20 protein-coding genes are annotated in these 20,402 nt (G+C 69.8%); 12 read left to right on the top strand and 8 right to left on the bottom strand.

Features of this window, described 5'->3' with window-relative positions:
* Positions 1-284 precede the first annotated feature (284 nt).
* From OIE40_RS05970 to OIE40_RS05955, 4 genes are read left to right on the top strand one after another with little or no spacing between them, the layout of a single operon-like run.
* Positions 285-2,315: a maltotransferase domain-containing protein gene (locus tag OIE40_RS05970; RefSeq protein WP_413774465.1), complete on the top strand. Its 2,031-nt coding sequence runs from the start codon at positions 285-287 to the stop codon at positions 2,313-2,315.
* A 55-nt stretch (positions 2,316-2,370) separates the two neighbouring features.
* Complete coding sequence (locus tag OIE40_RS05965) at positions 2,371-3,681, top strand: phosphotransferase (protein ID WP_264700999.1); 1,311 nt, start codon at positions 2,371-2,373, stop codon at positions 3,679-3,681.
* Positions 3,681-5,606: a 1,4-alpha-glucan branching protein GlgB gene (gene glgB, locus OIE40_RS05960; RefSeq protein WP_264700998.1), complete on the top strand. Its 1,926-nt coding sequence runs from the start codon at positions 3,681-3,683 to the stop codon at positions 5,604-5,606. Before OIE40_RS05965 ends, glgB begins: the two co-directional genes overlap by 1 nt.
* Complete coding sequence (locus tag OIE40_RS05955; RefSeq protein ID WP_264700996.1) at positions 5,590-6,414, top strand: NUDIX hydrolase; 825 nt, start codon at positions 5,590-5,592, stop codon at positions 6,412-6,414. Before glgB ends, OIE40_RS05955 begins: the two co-directional genes overlap by 17 nt.
* Before the next feature lie 82 nt (positions 6,415-6,496).
* Here OIE40_RS05955 and OIE40_RS05950 read toward each other — a convergent pair whose 3' ends face one another.
* The gene (locus OIE40_RS05950; RefSeq protein WP_264700995.1) at positions 6,497-7,894 is read right to left on the bottom strand and encodes a neutral zinc metallopeptidase; all 1,398 of its coding nucleotides are present in this window, start codon (positions 7,892-7,894) and stop codon (positions 6,497-6,499) included.
* Between the two features lie 53 nt (positions 7,895-7,947).
* Positions 7,948-8,838: a tetratricopeptide repeat protein gene (locus tag OIE40_RS05945; RefSeq protein ID WP_264700993.1), complete on the bottom strand. Its 891-nt coding sequence runs from the start codon at positions 8,836-8,838 to the stop codon at positions 7,948-7,950.
* A gap of 26 nt (positions 8,839-8,864) precedes the next feature.
* Between OIE40_RS05945 and OIE40_RS05940 the strand changes: the two genes are divergently transcribed.
* Together OIE40_RS05940 and pgm are read left to right on the top strand one after the other, a co-directional pair.
* Complete coding sequence (locus OIE40_RS05940; RefSeq protein ID WP_264700991.1) at positions 8,865-9,590, top strand: type 1 glutamine amidotransferase; 726 nt, start codon at positions 8,865-8,867, stop codon at positions 9,588-9,590.
* 80 nt (positions 9,591-9,670) lie between these two features.
* Entirely contained in the window at positions 9,671-11,302 is a 1,632-nt protein-coding gene (gene pgm / locus OIE40_RS05935) for a phosphoglucomutase (alpha-D-glucose-1,6-bisphosphate-dependent) (protein WP_264700988.1), read from the top strand.
* Between the two features lie 195 nt (positions 11,303-11,497).
* Here the strand turns inward: pgm and OIE40_RS05930 are convergent, their stop codons facing one another.
* Both OIE40_RS05930 and OIE40_RS05925 read right to left on the bottom strand, forming a co-directional pair.
* Complete coding sequence (locus tag OIE40_RS05930) at positions 11,498-12,073, bottom strand: PH domain-containing protein (protein ID WP_264700986.1); 576 nt, start codon at positions 12,071-12,073, stop codon at positions 11,498-11,500.
* A gap of 7 nt (positions 12,074-12,080) precedes the next feature.
* Positions 12,081-12,236: a hypothetical protein gene (locus OIE40_RS05925; RefSeq protein WP_264700984.1), complete on the bottom strand. Its 156-nt coding sequence runs from the start codon at positions 12,234-12,236 to the stop codon at positions 12,081-12,083.
* A gap of 144 nt (positions 12,237-12,380) precedes the next feature.
* Between OIE40_RS05925 and mce the strand changes: the two genes are divergently transcribed.
* The 3 genes from mce to OIE40_RS05910 all read left to right on the top strand — a co-directional run bounded on the left by mce (position 12,381) and on the right by OIE40_RS05910 (position 15,330).
* Complete coding sequence (mce, locus tag OIE40_RS05920) at positions 12,381-12,815, top strand: methylmalonyl-CoA epimerase (RefSeq protein WP_264700982.1); 435 nt, start codon at positions 12,381-12,383, stop codon at positions 12,813-12,815.
* A gap of 64 nt (positions 12,816-12,879) precedes the next feature.
* Positions 12,880-14,088, top strand: a complete 1,209-nt coding sequence (locus OIE40_RS05915; protein WP_264700980.1) for a DivIVA domain-containing protein — start codon at positions 12,880-12,882, stop codon at positions 14,086-14,088.
* Positions 14,089-14,091: 3 nt separating this feature from the next.
* The gene (locus OIE40_RS05910; RefSeq protein WP_264700978.1) at positions 14,092-15,330 is read left to right on the top strand and encodes an AI-2E family transporter; all 1,239 of its coding nucleotides are present in this window, start codon (positions 14,092-14,094) and stop codon (positions 15,328-15,330) included.
* Between the two features lie 85 nt (positions 15,331-15,415).
* Here the strand turns inward: OIE40_RS05910 and nucS are convergent, their stop codons facing one another.
* Positions 15,416-16,096 carry an endonuclease NucS gene (gene nucS, locus OIE40_RS05905; RefSeq protein WP_264700976.1) on the bottom strand — a complete coding sequence of 227 codons (681 nt, stop codon included), beginning with the start codon at positions 16,094-16,096 and terminating at the stop codon, positions 15,416-15,418.
* Positions 16,097-16,152: 56 nt separating this feature from the next.
* Here nucS and OIE40_RS05900 point away from each other — a divergent pair, with 56 nt between their 5' ends.
* From OIE40_RS05900 to OIE40_RS05890, 3 genes are read left to right on the top strand one after another with little or no spacing between them, the layout of a single operon-like run.
* Positions 16,153-16,425 (top strand): hypothetical protein, encoded by a 273-nt coding sequence (locus OIE40_RS05900; protein WP_264700975.1) that lies wholly within the window; start codon positions 16,153-16,155, stop codon positions 16,423-16,425.
* The gene (locus OIE40_RS05895) at positions 16,425-17,222 is read left to right on the top strand and encodes an alpha/beta fold hydrolase (protein WP_264700973.1); all 798 of its coding nucleotides are present in this window, start codon (positions 16,425-16,427) and stop codon (positions 17,220-17,222) included. The genes OIE40_RS05900 and OIE40_RS05895 overlap by 1 nt, the downstream gene beginning before the upstream one ends.
* A gap of 52 nt (positions 17,223-17,274) precedes the next feature.
* The gene (locus OIE40_RS05890) at positions 17,275-17,931 is read left to right on the top strand and encodes a cob(I)yrinic acid a,c-diamide adenosyltransferase (protein ID WP_264700972.1); all 657 of its coding nucleotides are present in this window, start codon (positions 17,275-17,277) and stop codon (positions 17,929-17,931) included.
* A 99-nt stretch (positions 17,932-18,030) separates the two neighbouring features.
* Here the strand turns inward: OIE40_RS05890 and OIE40_RS05885 are convergent, their stop codons facing one another.
* From OIE40_RS05885 to atpD, 3 genes are read right to left on the bottom strand one after another with little or no spacing between them, the layout of a single operon-like run.
* Positions 18,031-18,489, bottom strand: a complete 459-nt coding sequence (locus OIE40_RS05885; protein ID WP_264700970.1) for a DUF2550 domain-containing protein — start codon at positions 18,487-18,489, stop codon at positions 18,031-18,033.
* Positions 18,490-18,515: 26 nt separating this feature from the next.
* Complete coding sequence (locus tag OIE40_RS05880) at positions 18,516-18,932, bottom strand: F0F1 ATP synthase subunit epsilon (protein WP_264700968.1); 417 nt, start codon at positions 18,930-18,932, stop codon at positions 18,516-18,518.
* A gap of 2 nt (positions 18,933-18,934) precedes the next feature.
* A complete protein-coding gene (atpD, locus tag OIE40_RS05875; protein ID WP_264700966.1) occupies positions 18,935-20,392 on the bottom strand; it encodes a F0F1 ATP synthase subunit beta in 1,458 nt (485 codons plus the stop codon).
* Positions 20,393-20,402 lie beyond the last annotated feature (10 nt).

Below are 20,402 nucleotides of genomic sequence, written 5' to 3'. Positions count from 1 at the left end.
GCGGAGGGCGTCGACCAGCCTGCCGTCACGGTCGGTCCCGCCAACGCACCGGCCCACGGTTCATCGTCGCAGGACGACGCAACCGGTGCCGACGGCTCCGATGACGCCACCACCCCCGACGCCGGCGCCGCCGGCGACGACACCGCTGCCGGTCGGTCCTGACCAGCGGCCCCGGGCCACGCCTGACCGGCGCGCCCGCGCGGAGCCGAGTATGTCCGGCGATCGCTCGTGGGGCGCGGCCGGGGCCTCCCCGTGCGGCGGTCCCAGCCGCTAGGTTGGGGAATGTGAGCGAACAGACGCACGCGGGCGAGGCCGCCCCCCTGGAAGTCGACCTGTCCCCCACGATGACCGGCCCGTTCGGCTTCGGTCGCATCCCGGTCGCCGACGTGTGGCCGGTGATCGAGGGCGGCGCGTACGCCGCCAAGGCCACGGTCGGCGAGCTGGTCCCGGTGCGGGCCAACGTGTTCCGCGAGGGTCATGACGCCGTCAACGCCTCGGTGATCCTGACCGCGCCCGACGGCACCGAGACCCGCACCGACATGCACCAGCTCGAGCCGGCCGGGCTGGACCGCTGGGAGGCCTGGGTGCGTCCGGACGCCGAGGGCGCCTGGACGTTCCGTGTCGAGGGCTGGTCCGACCCGTGGGGAACCTGGCACCACAACGCCGAAGCCAAACTTGCCGCCGGGATGGACGTCGAGCTGGTCTGCCTGGAAGGCCGCGACCTGATGGAGAAGACCGCCGTGATCGCCGACGCTGCAGGCGAGCCGGTCGAGGCGTCCATCCTGCGCGCCACGGCCCAACTGCTGATCCCGCAGCGCAGGCCGGCCGACCTGCTGGAGGTCGTCAACGGGCAGGGACTGGCCGAGGCGATGCACACCTTCGGGCCGCGCGAGCTGATCTCGCCCACCGCCGACTTCCCGTTGTGGGTCGACCGCAAGCGCGCCCTGTTCTCCTCCTGGTACGAGTTCTTCCCGCGCTCGCAGGGCGCCCACTACGACGAGACCACCGGGCACTGGACCTCCGGCACGTTCGACTCCTCCCACGAACGACTCGAGGCAGCGGCGGCGATGGGCTTCGACGTCATCTACCTGCCCCCGATCCACCCCATCGGCGCCGCGTACAAGAAGGGCAAGAACAACACCCTGGACGCCACCGACGACGATCCGGGCTCGCCGTGGGCGATCGGCAGCGCCGCCGGTGGTCATGACGCCATCCATGCCGACCTCGGCGACTGGGACGCCTTCGACCGGTTCGTCGCGCACGCCACCGAGCTCGGAGTCGAGGTCGCGCTCGACTTCGCGCTGCAGGCGTCCCCTGACCACCCCTGGGTCACCGAGCACCCCGAATGGTTCACCACCCGGCTGGACGGCACCATCGCCTACGCGGAGAACCCGCCGAAGAAGTACCAGGACATCTACCCGATCAACTTCGACAACGACCCGCAGGGCATCTACAACGAGGTGCTGCGGCTGTTCAAGCTCTGGATGAGCCACGGCGTCCGGATCTTCCGCATCGACAACCCGCACACCAAGCCGGTCCAGTTCTGGGCCTGGATCCTCACCCAGCTGCGCAGGACCGATCCCGATGTGCTGTTCCTCGCCGAGGCGTTCACCAAGCCGCAGATGATGGCGGCGCTGGGCAAGGTCGGCTATCACCAGTCGTACACCTACTTCACCTGGCGGACGTCCAAGTACGAGCTCGAGGAGTACGCCCGCGAGCTGTCGGCCGAGATGGCGCCGTACTACCGGCCCAACTTCTTCGTGAACACCCCTGACATCAACCCGTTCCACCTGCAGTCGGGCAACCCGGCCCAGTTCGCCATCCGGGCGATCCTCGCCGCCACGCTGTCGCCGACCTGGGGGGTGTACTCCGGCTTCGAGCTGTTCGAGCACCTGCCACTGGCCGCCGGACGCGAGGAGTACCTCGACTCCGAGAAGTACGAGTACCGGCCGCGCGACTACAGCGCCCAGCCCAACCTCAACCTGCTGCTCGGCACCTTGAACTCGATCCGCCAGACACACCCGGCGTTGCAGCAGCTCCGCCAGCTGCATTTCCATCACGCCAGCCACGACGGGGTGATGGCCTTCAGCAAGCGCGACGGCGACGACGTGGTTGTGGTGGTGGTCAGTCTCGACCCCGACAACACCGTCGAGTCGGACGTCTGGCTCGACCTCGACGCGCTGGGCGTGCGCGGCGATAGCGTCGAGGTGCGCGACGAGCTGACCGCGGCCACCTTCACGTGGGGGGCGCGCAACTACGTGCGGCTCAGCCCGGGCACCCCGGCGCACATCCTGTACGTGCTCAACAACGGGTGACCGGCATGCCGCACTGGTGGTGTCGCCCCCTGCGCATTGCTGACAGGATGGCCAGATGACCGATCGAGTGCTCGCTGCCTGGTGGGAGGTCATCAGGAGTGCACGCTGGTTCGCCGGCAAGGGGCTCGCGGCGTCGTTGACGTCGCTCGAGGCGCTGCCCTGGCTGACCCGCGCCGGCGAGTTGCCGGCCGTGCGCCCCGAGATCGCCACCGTCGACTACCCCGACGGACGCCGGGAGCGCTACCAGTTGCTGGTCGGCTACACGGCCGAGCCGTCCGCCCCCGTAGTGGGCACCGTGGCCGATCCGACCCACGGCGACCTGCAGATCGTCGAGGCGCCGTCGGACGCCGACTGCATGGCCGCGCTGCTCACCGCGCTCGTCGACCCGGCCCACCCCGCCATGGAATGGATCACCGCGGAGTCGATCAGCCCCGCCGTCGCCACGAAGGTGTGGGCGGGTGAGCAGAGCAACACCACCATCACCCTGGGCGCCGACCGGATGTTCAAGGTGTTCCGCAAGCTCGAGGGCGGCCGCAACCTCGACGTCGAGGTGCTGGCCGCGCTGAACTCCTCGGGGATCACCCCCGAGCTGTACGGCACGCTGGTCGGCGACCTGCCGGGCACCGACGGTGGCCGGGCCGACCTGGGCATGTTCGTCGAACGGGTGCAGGGCGTGACCGACGGCTGGGAATGGGCCTGCGCGCGCTGCGTCGAGGGCACCGACATCAGTGTCGAGGCGTCCTGGCTGGGCAGCGCCCTGCGCGAGGTGCATCGTGGGTTGGCCGACGCCTTCGGCACCTCCACCACCTCGGGGGCGGCGGTCGCCGAGGCGATGGCCGCCCGGCTGGACGCCGCCGCCGCCCAGGTGAGTGAGCTCGCCGGCATCCGAGCCTCTGTCGAGTTGGCGCTGCGCTCGCTGGCGCACGCCGACCTGGTCACCCAGCGGGTGCACGGCGACTTCCACCTCGGACAGGTGCTGCACGCCGCCGGCGCCTGGACGATCATCGACTTCGAGGGCGAGCCGCTGAAGACGCTGGCGGAACGGCGCGAGCCCGACAGTGTCTGGCGCGACGTGGCGGGCATGCTGCGCTCGTTCGACTACGTGCGCAGCGCCCACCCCGACCCGGACTCGGCGGCCGCCCGTTCGTGGTGCGCCGCGGCCCGGAAGGGGTTCCTCGACGGGTACTGCGAGGGCGTCGAACCCGACCACGCCGTCCTCGACGCCTACGAGCTTGACAAGGCGATTTACGAGGTCGTCTATGAATCGCGCAACCGCCCCGACTGGGTTCACATCCCACTTGGTGCGGTCCATGATGTGGCACAACGGACGGCGCTGTCCCCCATGTACAACCCCAAGGAGAACTGATGGCACACGACCCACACGGCGGGCTCACGGGCTGGGATCTGGAAGGCTTCCACAGCGGTGGCGACACGGAGTTGTGGCGCCGGCTCGGGGCCCACCAGGTCACCTTGCACGACGACGAGCGCGGCGAGATCAGCGGCACCAGGTTCGCGGTCTGGGCCCCCAACGCGCAGGCGGTGCGGCTGAACGCCGACTTCAACTGGTGGACCGGTGACACGATGACCCTGATCCCAGGTTCCGGGGTGTGGGGCCTGTTCGTCGAGGGCGTCGGCGACGGCGCGCTGTACAAGTACAACATCCTCGGCGCCGACGGTGTGTGGCGCGAGAAGGTCGACCCGATGGCGACGTTCGCCGAGCAGGCCCCGGCCAACTCCTCCATCGTCTACACCAGCCAGTTCGTCTGGGGCGACGACGAATGGATGACGCAGCGCGCGCAGACCCGGCCGCACGAGTCTCCGATGTCGATCTACGAGGTGCATCTGGGCTCATGGCGCAAGGGCAAGACCTACCTCGAGCTGGCCGAGGAACTCGTCGAGTACGTGAAGTGGCAGGGTTTCACCCACGTGGAGTTGATGCCGGTCACCGAGCACCCGTTCGAGCCCTCGTGGGGGTACCAGGTCACCAACTACTTCGCGCCGCAGTCGCGGCTGGGGCGTCCCGACGAGTTCCGGCACTTGGTCGACGCACTGCACCAAGCCGGCATCGGGGTCATCCTCGACTGGGTGCCCGGCCACTTCCCCAAGGACGAATGGGCGTTGGGCCGGTTCGACGGCAGCGCCCTGTACGAGCACGCCGATCCCCGTCAGGGCGAGCACAAGGACTGGGGCACCTACATCTTCAACTACGGCCGCAACGAGGTGAAGAGCTTCCTGGTCTCCAACGCCCTGTACTGGGTGAGCGAGTTCCACATCGACGCGCTGCGGGTCGACGCGGTGGCGTCCATGCTCTACCTCGACTACTCGCGCAACGAGGGCGAGTGGGTGCCGAACCAGTACGGCGGCAACGAGAACCTGGAGGCCATCGACTTCCTGCGCTACGTCAACAAGCACCTGTACGAGCGGGTACCGGGCGTGTGCATGATCGCCGAGGAGTCGACCTCGTTCGGCGGAGTCACCAAGCCCGTCGACGCCGGCGGCCTGGGTTTCGGGTTCAAGTGGAACATGGGCTGGATGAACGACTCCCTGCGCTACCTGGCGCTCGAGCCGATCTACCGGCAGTACCACCATCACGAGATGACCTTCGCGATGGTCTACCAGTACTCGGAGAACTTCGTGCTGCCGATCAGCCACGACGAGGTCGTGCACGGCAAGGGTTCGATGATCAACAAGGTGCCGCAGGATTCCTGGCGGCAGTTCGCCACGCTGCGTGCGTTCTACTCGTTCATGTGGGGCTTCCCGGGCAAGCAACTGCTGTTCATGGGGTGTGAGTTCGGCCAGCGCACTGAGTTCAACGAGGCCACCTCGCTGGAATGGTGGGTCTCCGACCTGTGGGGCCACCACGGCCTGCAGCGCCTGATCAAGGACCTCAACGAGCTGTACGTGGCCAATCCGGCGCTGTGGAAGCTGGACAGCGACCCGGCCGGCTTCCGCTGGATCAACGCCGACGACGCCGGCGGCAACACCTTCAGCTGGGTGCGCTCCGACGGTGAGGGCGAGCACGTCGCGGTGGCGGTCAACTTCTCCTCCGAGCCGTGGCATCAGTACAAGCTGGGCCTGCCGAAGGCTGGGGTGTGGAAGGAGGTGCTGAACTCCGACGCCGGGGTCTACGACGGCACCGACTCGCACGGCAACCTGGGTCAGGTCGAAGCTCACGACGAGCAGTACAACGGCTGGGACGCCGCCGCGACGGTCAACGTGCCGCCGCTGGGAGCGGTGTTCTTCCGTTACGACGGTGACGGCGAGGCCGGCGAGGGTGACGTCGACGCCTGAGGAGTTCCAGGTCCAGCTCAAGGCGAGTGGGGATGTCGGCGTCCTGGAATGGTCGGGGCGCGCGTCCCAGGAGGTCGTCGACCGTGCGGTCAGCCTGGCGGCCGACGACGGGCTGATCGGCCGCGGCCTGCGTCGCATCGAGGTCTCATTGCCCAGCACGGACGCCGTGGGCCGGCGCGCATTGCACCGGGCCGGGTTCCGCTTGGAGGGCACCCGGCGGCAGGCGATCACCCTGCCCGACGGCAGTCATGGTGACGTGGTGCTCTACGCCCGGCTGGCCGATGACCTGGTGTACGGGCCGGGCGGCTTCACCGGGGTGATGAACGCCGTCCTGCCCCGCAAGAGGTTGATCGCGCACGCGCTGATCACCGACCCGTGGGATCGGGTGTGCCTGCTGGAGACGACGTTCAAGCCCGATTGGGAGCTGCCCGGCGGGATCGTGAACCCGCTGGAGTCGCCCTGGGACGGCGCGGTGCGCGAGATCGACGAAGAGTTGGCGCTGCAGCATCCCGTCGGCCGGGTGCTGGTCGTCGACTGGCTCGCCCCCTACCTGGGCTGGGAGGACGCCGTGGAGCTGATCTTCGACGGCGGCGCGCTGTCCCAGGAGCAGATCGACGCGATCGTGCCCGATCCCGGTGAGATCCGGGCCGTGCACTGGCTGGCACCGGACAAGGCCGCCGACAAGATGGCACCGTTCGCCCGGGGCCGGATGCTGGCCGCGGTGGCCTGCCGGCTCGGCGGTGGCTCCCAGTACCTCGAGCGCGGGCTTCCGCGCCGCGACGTCCCCCCTCCGCCGGCACTCGCCTAACTACCGAGGGCTCGCGAAGCCTGGCGGCGCTCGGTAGTTGGGCGAGGGCCGGAGACGGTGCGGACGGTGGCGGCAACCCGGGTCAGCGCACGGTGGCGTTGGACGCCGTGAACGTGTTGCAGACCTTCAGCGCGGCACTGCCCAGGCCGCGGTCCAGCCAGCGGGCCCGGGCCTTCGCCGAGCCGTGCTCCAGCACCTTGCCGGTCAGGGTGTCGTCGGCGATGGCGCGGGCGATCTCGACGAAGCCCTCACGGTCGGACGCGGTCAAGCCGGTATAGCGGGACAGGGCGTTCATCCCCGCGCCGGCGAAGCAGTCGGCCTGCAGCTCCAGCCGGCGCATCATCCGGGTGCGCTCCGCACCGGTCTCGGAGTAGTAGTAGGCGAAGGCCGAGGTGAAGATGCCGGTCCGCGCCTGCACCGCGTGCCCGAACTCGTGGGCCATGATCAGGTCGTAGGCGTAGTCGCGCTCGGGCAAGATCTCGTGCAACCGCGTCCCGAAGTAGATCTGCTGCGAGCCCGAGCAGTAGAACGCGTTGTGCGCGTTCATCCGTCCGCACGGACTGGTGGAGTCGCCGGTGTACACCGTCACCGGCGGATAGGGCATGGTGAAGCCGGCCGCCCGCACCTGCGGCCGCCACACCATCGTCAGGCACCCGGCCAGCCTGTTGAGGTGGGCCTTCAGTGCCGACGACGAAATCGTGGCCGGGTCGATCAGGCCGACGCCGCAACGGGTGGGCACCTTCACGCTGCGCCCGTAGAGGGCATTGTTCTTCGTCCACGTGCTGGCCCGGCTCCAGCTGGTCGGTTCGGGCAACGCCGAGGGGTCCTTGTCGGCCTTGCCCACGCCACTCGGGCCGGGTATCGGCGCGGCGCTGGTGGTCGTCGGGGTCGTCGGGGCGGTGCCGCTCGCGGTCGCCGTCGCGCGGGCGGTGGGGCTCGTCGAACTCACGCGTGGGGTGGGGGTCGGCGTCCGGGATGAGGCTGGGCTCGGCACCCGGGCGGTGGCCGAGGTGGACGCCGTCGAGGGCCCGGTGACGGCACTGAGGAACAGGCCGAACAGCGCCAGCAGCACCACCAGGACCGCCACCCCCAGCGCCGCCGAGATCACCGCGGCCCTGAGGCAGCCGCCACCACCGCGTCCGGACGCCGGGCCGGACCGGTACGGCCCGACGAAGCCCTGCCCGGGCGGAGGGTAGCCCCACGGCTGCCGGGTGGGGGGCGGCGCCTGCCACCCGGTCGACGGCGGACCACCGACCGGAGCCTGCTGCCACCCGGTGGGCGACTGCTGCGCGCCCACCTGCTGCGAGGGAAACTGTGGCTGCGGACCGCCGGGCTGCTGCTGCCATCCCCCCACCGCCTGCTGCTGCCAACCCGCTGCGAGCCGTTGCCCCGCCGAGGACGACTGGGGCCAGCCCCAGCCCGTGCCCTGGTTCCAGCCGCCGGAGAGCGGCTGTTGTGGCGGCGGCCAGGGCTGGTTCACAGCCGCAGGCTAGCGTCCCGCGAGTTCTGCTCGGCAGCCCGGGTGCGGGAGTTTCAGAACAGGGCGCTCATCAGGTCGCGACGGGCCTTGAGCACGGCGGGCTCGGCGGCGCCGACGACCTCGAACAACTCCAGCAGGCGCACCCGCACGGTCTCGCGGTCGGGGCCCGCCGACGTCCGGATCAGGGCGATCAGCCTGCCGAACGCCTGGTCGGGCTGGCCGGTCAACACCTCCAGATCGGCCGCCGCCAGCTGGGCGTCCACCGAATCGGGCTCGGCCTGCGCCGCGGCCAGGACGGCTGCCGGGTCGCTGCCCGTGGAGCGGGCCAGCAGCGCCACCTGGGCCCGGCCGGCCTTCGCCTCGGGATCGTTGGGGGTCTGCGCCAGGATCTTGTCGTACTCGACCACGGCCGCGGCGAAGTCACCCCGCTCGAGTGCGGCATCGGCGGCGGCGAAGCGGGGATCGGCCTCGTCGGTCTCGCCCGCGCCGCCGGCGACCGGCTCGGCCCGTCCGACCAGACCGTTGCTCGCCGCGACCTGCAGCAACTGGCCGATGACCGACTCGGCCTCGGCCTTCGACCGGGTGCCCTGGAACAACGGCGCCAACTGCCCGGCGACGACGCCGATTACCGTCGGCACCGCCTGGATGCCGAGCGCCTGGGCGATCTGGCCGGCCGCGTCGACGTTCACCCGAGCGAGCAGGTACGCGCCGCCGGCGGCATTCGCCAGCGCGATGAGGTCGTCCGACAGGGCCTGAGCGTTCGCCCGGGGCGAGTACAACTCGACCACCACGGGGTGCCGCGTCGACAGTTGCATCACCGCTTCGAAGTTCTGCTCGTCGACGTCGATCACGAACGAGGCGCCGGGGGGAACGGGCGGCGCCTTGGCGGCGGCGGCGATCCCGGAGAGGTCCATGGCGCGGGAAGTGAACTTCGGCAAGGTCATGGTGGCCATTGTGTCAAAGTTGGCGGGTGGTCCACGCCTCGCCGCTCATCGCGATCATCCAGCACCAGGCCGAGTGTCCGATCGCCCGGTTCGGTGACTGGCTGGCCGACGCCGGGGCCCGGATGGTGACGATCCGGCCAGACCTCGGCGCCCGGCTGCCCTCGCCCGGCGAGCTGGACGGACTGGTCGTGCTCGGCGGGGTGATGGGTGCCACCGACGACGCCGAGGCGCCCTGGCTGCCTGAGGTGCGCACCCTCATCGTGGCCGCCAGGGACGCCGGGCTGCCGACCCTGGGCGTGTGCCTGGGACACCAGTTGATGGCCGCCGCGCTCGGCGGACGGGTGCATCGCAATCCCAACGGCAAGCAGCGGGGGCTGCTCCCGATCGGCTGGACGCCCGCCGCGGACGGCGACCCGTTGTTCTCACCAGACCCCACCGTGCGCGGGGTGCACTCCAACAACGACGTCGTCGCCGACCTCCCGGCCGGCGCGACCGTGCTCGCAGTGGCACCCGGAGGCGAGCCCCAGGCGGTGCGGTTCGCGCCCGCGGCGTGGGGTGTCCAGTGGCATCCCGAAGTGGATGACGAGGTGTTCGCGACCTGGTGCGAGCTCGAGCCGCCCGAGAGCGAGGAGGCGGCCCGCGAACTGGTCGCGGAGGTCGCCGGCGCGAGTGCCGAGCTGGCGGCGGCCTGGCAGCCGCTCGCCCGGCGCTTCACGGCACTGTGCGGTGCCGGCGCCGCCCGCGCCGATTGAACCCCGGCCGCGGAATCGCAGGATGGACCAACCGCGGCAACCCCTCGCCCAGCAGGTCCCGGCTTGGCATGATGGCGGACATGGTTCATGAACGCGCTGGGCAGGTCGCACTGCCCGAAGACCTGGTTGACGTCGACGCGATGATCGCGGCCTACTACGACCTGGTACCCGACCCCGACAACGTCGATCAGCGGGTCGTCTTCGGCACCTCGGGGCATCGCGGCTCCAGCCTGAAGACGTCCTTCAACGACCTGCACATCGCCGCGACCACTCAGGCGATCGTCGAGTACCGGGCGTCACAGGGGGTGGAGGGTCCGCTGTTCATCGGCAAGGACACCCATGGCCTGTCCCTGCCGGCGTGGAAGACCGCGCTCGAGGTGCTGATCGCCAACGGCGTCGACGTGCTGGCCGAACGCGAGGACGAGTACACCCCGACACCCGCGGTGTCCCGGGCCATCATCGTCTACAACCGCGACAACGACGGCCCCCGGGCCGACGGCATCGTGGTCACTCCGTCGCACAACCCGCCCACCGACGGCGGCTTCAAGTACAACCCGCCGCACGGCGGCCCGGCCGACACCGACGCCACCTCGGCGATCGCCGCCCGCGCCAACGAGTTGATGGCGGCCCCCGAACAGATCCGGCGCGGCCGCTCCTACGACGAGATCGCCGGCGAGGTGGAGCGGCACGACTACCGCACCGCCTACTGCGAGGATCTGAAGAACGCCATCAACCTCGACGCCATCCGCGAGGCCGGTCTGAAGATCGGTGCGCATCCGCTGGGCGGCGCGTCGGTGCAGTACTGGCAGTACATCGCCGAGCATCTCGACATCGGCCTGGAGGTGATCGACGACACCGTCGACCCCACCTGGCGCTTCATGACGCTGGACTGGGACGGCAAGATCCGGATGGACTGCTCCAGCCCGTACGCGATGGCCTCGCTGATCGAGAACAAGGACCGCTTCGACATCTCGACGGGCAACGACGCCGACGCCGACCGGCACGGCGTCGTCACCCCGGACGGCGGCCTGCTCAACCCGAACCACTACTTGGCGGTGGCGATCTGGTACCTGTACAACAACCGGCCCGGGTGGAAGCCGGACGCCGGCGTCGGCAAGACGCTGGTCAGTTCGTCCTTCATCGACAAGGTGGCCGCCGACCTCGGCCGCACCCTGGTCGAGGTGCCGGTGGGATTCAAGTGGTTCGTGCCCGGCCTGATGACCGGCGACATCGGCTTCGGCGGCGAGGAATCCGCGGGGGCGTCCTTCCTGACCCTCGACGGCCAGACCTGGACCACGGACAAGGACGGCATCCTGCTGTGCCTGCTCGCCTCGGAGATCCGCGCCGTGACCGGGAAGTCGCCCTCGCAGATCTACGCCGAGATGGAGGCCAAGTACGGTCACAGCGCCTATGCCCGGGTGGACGCCCCGGCCAACCGTGAGCAGAAGGCGAAGCTCGCCAAGCTGTCTCCCGAGGACGTCACCGCGACCGAACTGGCCGGCGAGCCCATCGTCGACAAGCTCACCCGCGCACCCGGCAACGACGCCCCGATCGGCGGGCTCAAGGTGACGACCGAACACGCGTGGTTCGCCGCCCGGCCCTCGGGCACCGAGGACGTCTACAAGATCTACGCCGAGTCCCTCAAGGGCGCCGAACACCTCGCCGAGGTGCAGGCCGCGGCCAGGGACGTGGTCAGCGCCGCCCTGGGCTGAGCACTCCTCGCACGACCCACCGGTCGGGTGCGCCTGGACCACGGTCCCGGCGGCCCGGCCGGTCGTCGGCCCCGGATCCCGGCATGACTCCCCCACGTCATCCCGGCGAACGCCGGGATCTCAGGTGCCCCCGAAGCGGATCCCGTGGCGAGCAAGGGACGACAGTGCCCCTCGGCGCGCGATGCCGGTGCCGGCCTACCCGCCGCTGGCGATGTCGGAGGACTGTACGCGTCCGGTCAGCCCGGCGCTGATCACGACCTTCTGGAACAGGTGCAACCGCGCGTCGGGGTCGCCGACGAAGTCGATCTCACGCAGGCCCTGGTCCTGGGCGGCATTCTCGAAGACGAAGTTGGCGTAGCCGAAGACCTGGCCCCACAACGGGCGCTGCATCGAGATGTCGAGCACCCGGGCCAGCGGCATCGAGGCGCAGCGCTGGTCGAAGACGCCGTGCACCCGGTAGACGCGCAGGTTGGTGACCACGAAGCGATCCATGTACTCGGTGTGCATGCGCCAGAATCCGTTCAACCCCAGCACGAGGCCGGCGGCGAGCGCGAGCCACCAGAAGTGACCCAGCCAGGGCATCACGCCGAACGCCGCCATCCCCAGCAGCACCCGCGTCCCCGGCCACAGCCTGGTCACCCAGTGCCGGCGGATCTCATCGAGGATGACCTCGCCCTCTTCGTGGATCAGCCGGTCATCGACGTGCGGGTCGAGGAAGCGTGACCAGCCCAGTTTCAGCTGTTCGCTCGAGGGGGTCGTTCCTACGGCCACCGCGGCCTCACTCGGACAGCGCGACGAAGAACCGGCCGATGGCGTCGAAGGCGCCGAAGAAGCTCTTCACCGCGGACGCCGCGGCCTCTGGCCGGGTGAACAGGTAGTACAGGCAGAAGCCGACCGCGAGCACGATCAGGATGGTCTTGATCCACTTGCTCATCTCAGCCTCCGGGGAAGACGGCTCAACACACGTACTGTGCCATCTTGAGCGCCATTGGGGAACCGTTGCGCCCGCCACGCCGTTTCCCCCCGGCACATTGTCAAACCCTCAACCGTGACTTCAAGGATGTGCCACGCTTGAGTCATGAGCGACGATCTCTTCATCTGTATCGACCATGTTGGTCTCGCCGTCCCCGACCTGGACGAGGCGATCAAGTTCCACACCGAAGTCATGGGTTGGCGGGTGCTGCATCGTGAGGAGAACGAGGAGCAGGGTGTCGCCGAAGCGATGATCGGCACCGGCGACCAGGGCCCCCAGAACGCCCAGATCCAGCTGCTGGCCCCCCTCAACGAGAACTCGACGATCGCCAAGTTCATCGACCGCAACGGCCCCGGCATGCAGCAGCTCGCCTACCGCGTCGCCGACGTGGACGCCGTGTGCGCCACCCTGCGCGAGCGGGGCGTCCGGCTGCTCTACCCGGAGCCCAAGCGCGGCACCGCCGGCTCGCGGATCAACTTCGCGCACCCCAAGGACACCGGCGGCGTGCTGCTCGAATTGGTTGAACCGCCGAAGGGGTGAGTCGCCGCTGTTGCGACGACCGGAGTGAGTAGCATCGTGGGCACAGCTACGAAAGGACCCCCGGGTGAGCCAACAGCCTGAAGAGACAGTGGGCCTCGATCTGTTCGACGAGACCGCGAGTGCTGCCGGCAGCTTCCCGCATTCGATGCTCGGTTACGAACGGCAGGCCGTCGACGCCTACATCCGCGACATCGAACGGCAACTCAGTTCCGCGAAGCGCAAGGTGCGCTCGCTGCAGCGCCAGTTGTCGACCAAGGCCGAAGAGACCGACTACTCGCGGCTGGGCACCCACACCGGTGACCTGCTGCGGGCCGCCGAGGCTCAGGCCGCCGAGTTGGTCAAGGCCGCGCAGGTCGAGGCGCAACGCATCGTCGACGACGCCAGCACCGAAGCCGGGCAGCTCAAGCACGACGCCCAGGAGGGTGTCGCCAAGGCACGCACCAGTGGCCTGGACGACCTGAACCGGCTGCGTGACGAACTGGCCGGTCAGACCAGTGCCGAACTCGCCGTCGCGCAGGAGCAGGCCCGCACCCTGCGTGAGGCCGCCGAGAGCCACCGCGCCATGGTCCTGGCCGACGCCGAGCGCACCGCGTCCGCGCTGCGCGACCAGGCGGCGCTGGAGGCCGAACGGATCCGGCAGAGCGCCCAGCGCGAGGCGGCCGACGTCCGCGCGAGCCTGGCCCGCGAACATGACGAGGCGCTCGCCGCCCTGCAGCAGCGACAGGACGAGGTGAGCGCCCAGCTCGGCGAACTGGCCGACAACGCCCGCCTGCAGTCCGAGCGGTTCGGCGTCCAGCTCGCCAACGATTCGGCGCTGATGGACGAGCGGCGGCAGAAGGCCCTGGCCGAGGCCGACCAGATCGTCGTGGCCGCGAACGACCAGGCGCGCGCGACGCTGTCCGAGGCACGGGCCAGGGCCGCCAAGCTGGTCGCTGACGCCGAGATCGCGGCGTCCGGGCGGGCCGAGAAGCTCAAGCGTGAGACCGAGCGGCTCAACCAGCGCAAGCAGGCCATCGTCGCCCAGTTGGAGAGCCTGTCCTCGCTGGCCAAGGGCAGCGTGGCGGAGTTCCCCGATGATCTCGAGGACGAGGTGAAGGCCGTGGCGCAGGCCGCCGACGACGCCGTGCGTCCCGAGGAGGCGTCCACCGACGAGCAGCCGTCCGCCACCGACCTCGACGACACGGCGGTCGAGGCGCCGCTCCCGCCCGTCGACACCGACGACGACGCCACCCGGGTGCAGCCCGCTGCCTCCGGTGGGGGTAAGCGTCGCTAGCCGATGACCGCGCAACCGGACGAGGCGGGCGGCGTCCCGGCGGTTCCGGATCAGCCGTCGGCGACGCCCGATGCGGCACGGCCGCCGGCATCCTCACCGACGCCGGCCGGCCGGCCGCGAGGCTGGCTGCATCGGCTGCGGCGGGTCACCCAGCCCACACCGGCCGACCTCGATCCGGAGGCCACCCGGGCCGGCCCGCGGCATGAGATCACCCTGGGCCGGCGCAGCCCGTTCGCGATCGGCTTCTTCATCACGCTGGGCGCACTCACCGCGGCCGGACTGGTGTTCGGGCTGTACCGCATCGCGTCGGTCGTGGTGCTGGTGCTGTTGGCGCTCTATCTCGCTCTCGGCCTCAACCCGCTGGTCGACGGCCTGGCCAAGCGGGGGCTGCGCCGGGGGCTGGCCGTCCTGCTGGTCGCCCTGGCCGGGTTGGCCCTGCTGGCGCTGGCGATCTGGGCGATCCTGCCGGTGGCGACCGAACAGATCAACCGCCTGCTGCTGAACGCGCCCGCCCTGCTCGACGAACTGCGCGACAACCCGCAGATCGCCGACCTGGACGCCCGCTACGGGATCATCCAACGCGTGAGTTCGTTCCTCACCTCGGGCGAGTTGCTCACCACCCTTTTCGGCGGTCTGTGGGGCGCCGGGCAGGTGGTGGTCAACATCGTCCTCAGCACGATCGTGACGATCGTGCTGGTGATCTACCTGCTGGCGTCCATGCCCACCTTCAAGGACGCCCTGTTCGAACTGGCGCCCGCGTCGCGGCGTCCGAGGGTCCGATATCTGGCCAACGAGATGTTCAGCCGCATCGGCGGCTACGTCACGGGGCTGTTCATCGTGATCACCTGTTCGACGACGGCCGCCTACCTGTTCTTGAACATCGTCGGGATGGGCCAGTACGCGCTGGCGCTGGCCGTGGTGGTGGCGCTGTGCGCGATCATCCCGCTGATCGGCTCGACGGTGTCGATGGTGATCGTCTCGATCGTCGCGTTCACCTTCTCGCCCACCCAGGGCTTCATCACCCTGGCCTGGTTCCTGATCTACCAGCAGATCGACAACTACTTCATCCAGCCGCGTGTCTTCCAGCGCTCGGTGAACGTGCCGGGGCCGCTGGTGATCCTGGCGGCGCTGGCCGGTGGCGTGCTGTACGGGCTGCTGGGCGCGCTGCTGGCGATCCCCTCCATGGCCGCGCTGATGCTGCTCTACCGCGAGGTGCTGGTCCCGGCGCTCAACCGCCGCTGAGGCGGTGTCGGGTTGCGCAACGCGCCCTCGTGCCCACCGCTTCTCCATGCAGCACTGCCCCGGTCGGCTACAGCGCCGTCCAGCCTCAGAACAGCCGGTCCTCGGCGTTGTCCAAGCCGCGCAGCAGGTCGTAGTCGACGGTCACGCACGAGATGTCGCGGGTGCCGGCAAGGGTCCGGGCCTGCGGCTTGATCAGTTGGGCGGCGAACACGCCACGCACCGGCGCCAGCAGCGGGTCGGCGTTCATCAGGCTCAGGTAGCGGGTCAGCTGCTCGACACCGTCGATCTCGCCGCGTCGCTTCACCTCGACGGCCACGTAGGAGCCCCGGTCGTCGCGGAACAGCAGGTCGACCGGGCCGATCGGGGTGAAGTACTCCCGCTGAACGAGCGACCAGCCCTGGCCGAAGGTCTCCGGGTGCTCGGCCAGCAGTGCCTGCAGGTGCGCCTCCACACCGTCCTTGACCAGGCCGGGGTCGACGCCGAGCTCATGGGACGAGTCGTGCAGCACTTCGGCGATCGAGATCAGCAACGTGTCGTCGTCCTTGTTGCGCAGTTCCCACAGTTCGGTGAAGTCGGAGTCCTCGGGCACGGTCACGGTCAGCGTGCACGGCGGATTCATCCAGTTCAGGGGTTTGTAGGCCCGGTCGTCGGCATGGATCGACACCGAGCCGTCCGCCTTGGCCAGGATCAGCCGGGTGGCCAGCGGCAGGTGGGCGGTGAGCCGTCCGGCGTAGTCGACCTGGCAGCGGGCAACGAGCAGACGCACCCGGCCACCGTAGCCGATGCGGAACCGACCCGGGCTCGGGCGATAGGCTCTGGGACGTGCCCAAACGACCCAGCAAACACCTGCGCCCACCGCGCCCGCTGTCGTCGTCGCACGCTGCCGCGGTGGACAAGATCGACGGCCGTTGGATGACCCAGTCGATGCCGGGCCAGTCCGCCGTCAAGGAGTACCGCTGCCCGGGCTGCCAGCGGGTGATCGCGGTCGGCACCCCGCACGTGGTGGTGTGGCCGCACGTCCCGTCGCTCGGCTCGGCCCGTGCCGTCGACGAGCGCCGCCATTGGCACACCTCGTGCTGGAACAGGAGGCGCTGATGGGCCTGTTCACCCAGCTGATCGGCGACGGGCGTCCCGATGTCGTCTTCCTGCACGGACTGTTCGGGCGGGGCAAGAACTGGGCGGGCATCGCCCGCGCGCTCGCCGACGACGGCCACACCAGCGTGCTGTTCGACCTGCCCGACCACGGCCGCTCACCCTGGACGGACCGCTTCGACTACGCAGCGATGGCCGACGAGGTGGCGAGCGAGCTGCGGCTGCGGCTGGGCAGCGCCGCCAGGGTCTGTGTCATCGGGCACTCCATGGGCGGCAAGGTGGCGATGCTGCTGGCGTTGCAGCATCCCGAGCTGGTCCGCTCGCTGGTCGTGGTCGACATCGCCCCGGACTTCTCGGCCGGTGTCGAGGCCAATGTGCCGCTGGTGGCGGCGATGCGGGCCCTCGACCTGACCGCCCTGGAGCGTCGCTCGGACGCCGACCGCATCCTGGCCGCCGACGTCCCCGACGCGGCGGTGCGACAGTTCCTGCTGCAGAACCTGAAGCTGACCCGGGCGCCGGGCCAGCGCAACGAGTGGCGGTGGGAACTGAACCTGGACCTGCTGGGCGCCGAGTTGGACGCCGTGGCGGGCTGGCCCGATGTGGGCGAGGTGAGCTACCCGGGGCCGGTGCTGTGGGTGGGCGGCGAGAACTCGCCCTATCTGCGCGAGGAGCATCGTGCCGCCATGCTGCGGCTGTTCCCGGCGACGAAGCAGGTGTGGATCCCCGGCGCCGGCCATTGGGTGCACGCCGATTCGCCACGGGAACTCACCGCCGAACTGACGGCGTTCCTGGACGGCTGAGCCGTCGCCGTCCGGCCCGGCGGGCGCCTGCCGCAGTCGATAGGCTGGCCGCATGGTCCACCTGACGAAGATCTACACGCGCACCGGAGACCACGGCAAGACCCGGCTGTCGGACATGTCACTGGCCGCCAAGACCGACCTGCGGGTCGAGGCCTACGGGCAGGTGGACGAGGCGAACGCGGTGCTGGGCGTGGCGACCGCCCGCGGCGACCTCCCGACCGACCTGCAGGACGCCCTGCGGCTGATCCAGAACGAGCTGTTCGACCTGGGGGCCGACCTGTCCACCCCCCTCGCCGAGAACCCGCCCTGGGAGCCGCTGCGGATCATCCAGGCCTCCATCGACCGGCTCGAGGGCTGGTGCGACGAGTACTCGTCACAGGTGGGCAAGCTGGATTCGTTTATCCTGCCAGGCGGCACCCAGACCGCGGCCCAGCTGCACGTGGCGCGCACGATCGTGCGGCGTGCCGAGCGGACGGCGTGGCGCGCGGCGGAGGCGCACGGCCTCGACGTCGAGGGCGGGCTGAACCCGCTGGCGATCACGTATCTCAACCGGCTGTCCGACCTGTTGTTCCTGGCCGCCAGGGTCGCCAACACCGAGGTCGGCGACGTGCTCTGGGTGCCGGGCACCGACCGTGCCCCGGCCGAGCCGAAGGCGGCCAAGCGCCGGCGGCGCGCCGAGCAGGTCAACGAGGAGTCGGACGCCGACTGAGCGCCCCCGCGGGAGTGACGGGCGCGGTCGCCGAGCGACCCGCCGCGGGGCGGCCTGAAAAGGAACCGTCCCCATTTCAGGCCGGCGGCCCCGAACGGGCTAGTCCGGGGAGGTCGGTGAGAGCCGGTAGCGCATCCCCGGCGGGGACGCCTCGAGCCAGCTGAGCAGGCCCGTCAGCGAGTCCGGGGACATGGCGAGTTCGACGCCGTCGGCGGTGCCGTGCAGCCCGAGGATGCGTTGGCCCTGCAGCAGGTCGACGGCCTCATCGGGGTCGGGCGTCCGCTGGCTGCCGGCGCGCACCGCGCCCCGATCGAAGCGCAGCGTCGGCCACAGCGACAGCGAGAAGGCCGGAAACCACTGCAGTTCCTGGTAGCGATAACGAGCGACTCCGAGCACCCAACGGGCGCCCGGAGTCCGGCGGGTCCGGCGCAGGCTACACGCGAACGCGCCACCCGCGCGGGAGAGCCAGCGGCGGCGCAGCCACAGCCAGCCAACTGCTACCAGGGCGAGGACGAAAAGGACGATCAGCACCGCCTCGACGGTGCCGATCACGTCCATGCTCTACTCCCCGTCCGCCGCGGCGCTCAGTCGACCTGATGGGCCTTCCGAGCCGCGGCGAGTTGCGCCTGGGCCCGATCATGATGGTGTCGGTTGGTCTCGCTGGTGTCGCCCTGCTCGAGCTTCTTCTCGGCCTCGCGGAACTCATGCTCCGCCTCGTCCAGGGAGATCTCGTGCGCCAGCCTGCCGTACTGGCTCAGCACCGAGACGCGGTTGTCGGCCACCGACAGGAAGCCGCCGTCGATCGCGATCACCTCACGTTTGCCGTCGGGCGTGAGCACCTCCGCCGCGCACGGGACGAGCACGGCCAGGAACGGCTCATGGTTGGCCATGATGCCGATGTCGCCCTCGGTGGTGCGGGCGATGAAGGACAGGGCGTCGCCTTCCCACACCCGGCGGTCGGCGGCCACCACATCGACGAACAGGACGTCGCCTTCGGCCACGATCAGCCTTCCTTCTGCATCCGGTCCCAGTTCTCCATGACCATGTCCATGCCGCCGACGTTGAAGAACGCCTGCTCGGCGACGTGGTCGACCTCGCCGTCGCAGATCATCTTGAACGACTCGATGGTGTCGGCCAGCGGGACGGTGGAGCCCTCGACATTGGTGAACTTCGTCGCCATGTAGGTGTTCTGGCTGAGGAACTGCTGGATACGACGGGCCCGGGCGACGAGGATCTTGTCCTCCTCGGGCAGCTCCTCCACACCCAGGATGGCGATGATGTCCTGCAGTTCCTTGTTGCGCTGCAGGATCTGCTTCACCTGGGTGGCGGTCGCGTAGTGGTCCTCGCCGATGAACTGCGGGTCCATGATCCGCGACGAGCTGGCCAGCGGGTCGACCGCCGGGTAGAGGCCGCGCGAGGCGATCTCACGGCTCAGCTCGGTGGTGGCGTCCAGGTGGGCGAAGGTGGTGGCCGGCGCCGGGTCGGTGTAGTCGTCGGCGGGCACGTAGATCGCCTGCATCGAGGTGATCGAGTGGCCGCGGGTCGAGGTGATCCGCTCCTGCAGCTGGCCCATCTCGTCGGCCAGGTTCGGCTGGTAGCCCACGGCGGAGGGCATCCGGCCCAGCAGCGTGGAGACCTCGGAACCGGCCTGGGTGAACCGGAAGATGTTGTCGATGAACAGCAGCACGTCCTGGTTCTGCACGTCGCGGAAGTACTCCGCCATCGTCAGCGCCGACAGTGCCACCCGCAGCCGGGTGCCGGGCGGTTCGTCCATCTGGCCGAAGACCAGGGCGGTGTCCTTCATGACGCCGGCCTCGATCATCTCGTGGATGAGGTCGTTGCCCTCACGGGTCCGCTCGCCCACGCCGGCGAACACCGAGGTGCCGCCGAAGTTGTGGGCGATGCGGTAGATCATCTCCTGGATGAGCACCGTCTTACCGACGCCCGCGCCGCCGAACAGGCCGATCTTGCCGCCCTTGACGTAGGGGGTCAGCAGGTCGAGGACCTTGATGCCGGTCTCCAGCATCTCGGTCTTGGGTTCGAGTTCGTCGAACTTCGGCGCCGCCCGGTGGATCGGCCAGCGCTCGTCGATCTCGATGCTCGCGGAGTCCTCGTTGAGGCACTCGCCGGTCACGTTCCACACTCGGCCCTTGGTCACGTCGCCCACCGGCACCGAGATCGGCCCGCCGGTGTCGACCACCGTCGAACCCCGGCGCATGCCGTCGGTCGGCTTCAGCGAGATGGCCCGGACCATGTTGTCGCCGATGTGCAGGGCGACCTCGGCGTAGATCGTCCGGGTCTCCTCAGCCGCCTCGATGTCGATCAGCAGGGCGTTGTAGATGTCGGGCATCGCGTCGGCGGGGAACTCCACGTCGACCACCGGGCCGATCACCCGGGCCACCCGGCCGGCGGCGCCCTCGGCCCCGCCGGTGGCGGTGTTGCTGTCCAGTGTCACGGTCATTGGTCCACTC

Origin of the sequence: Micropruina sonneratiae, assembly GCF_025972045.1 — a bacterium.
In the GTDB taxonomy this organism is placed as follows: Bacteria; Actinomycetota; Actinomycetes; order Propionibacteriales; family Propionibacteriaceae; genus Micropruina; species Micropruina sonneratiae.
The sequence above is the reverse complement of the archived record's forward strand: the minus strand, read 5'-3'. Positions and strand labels throughout refer to the sequence as shown.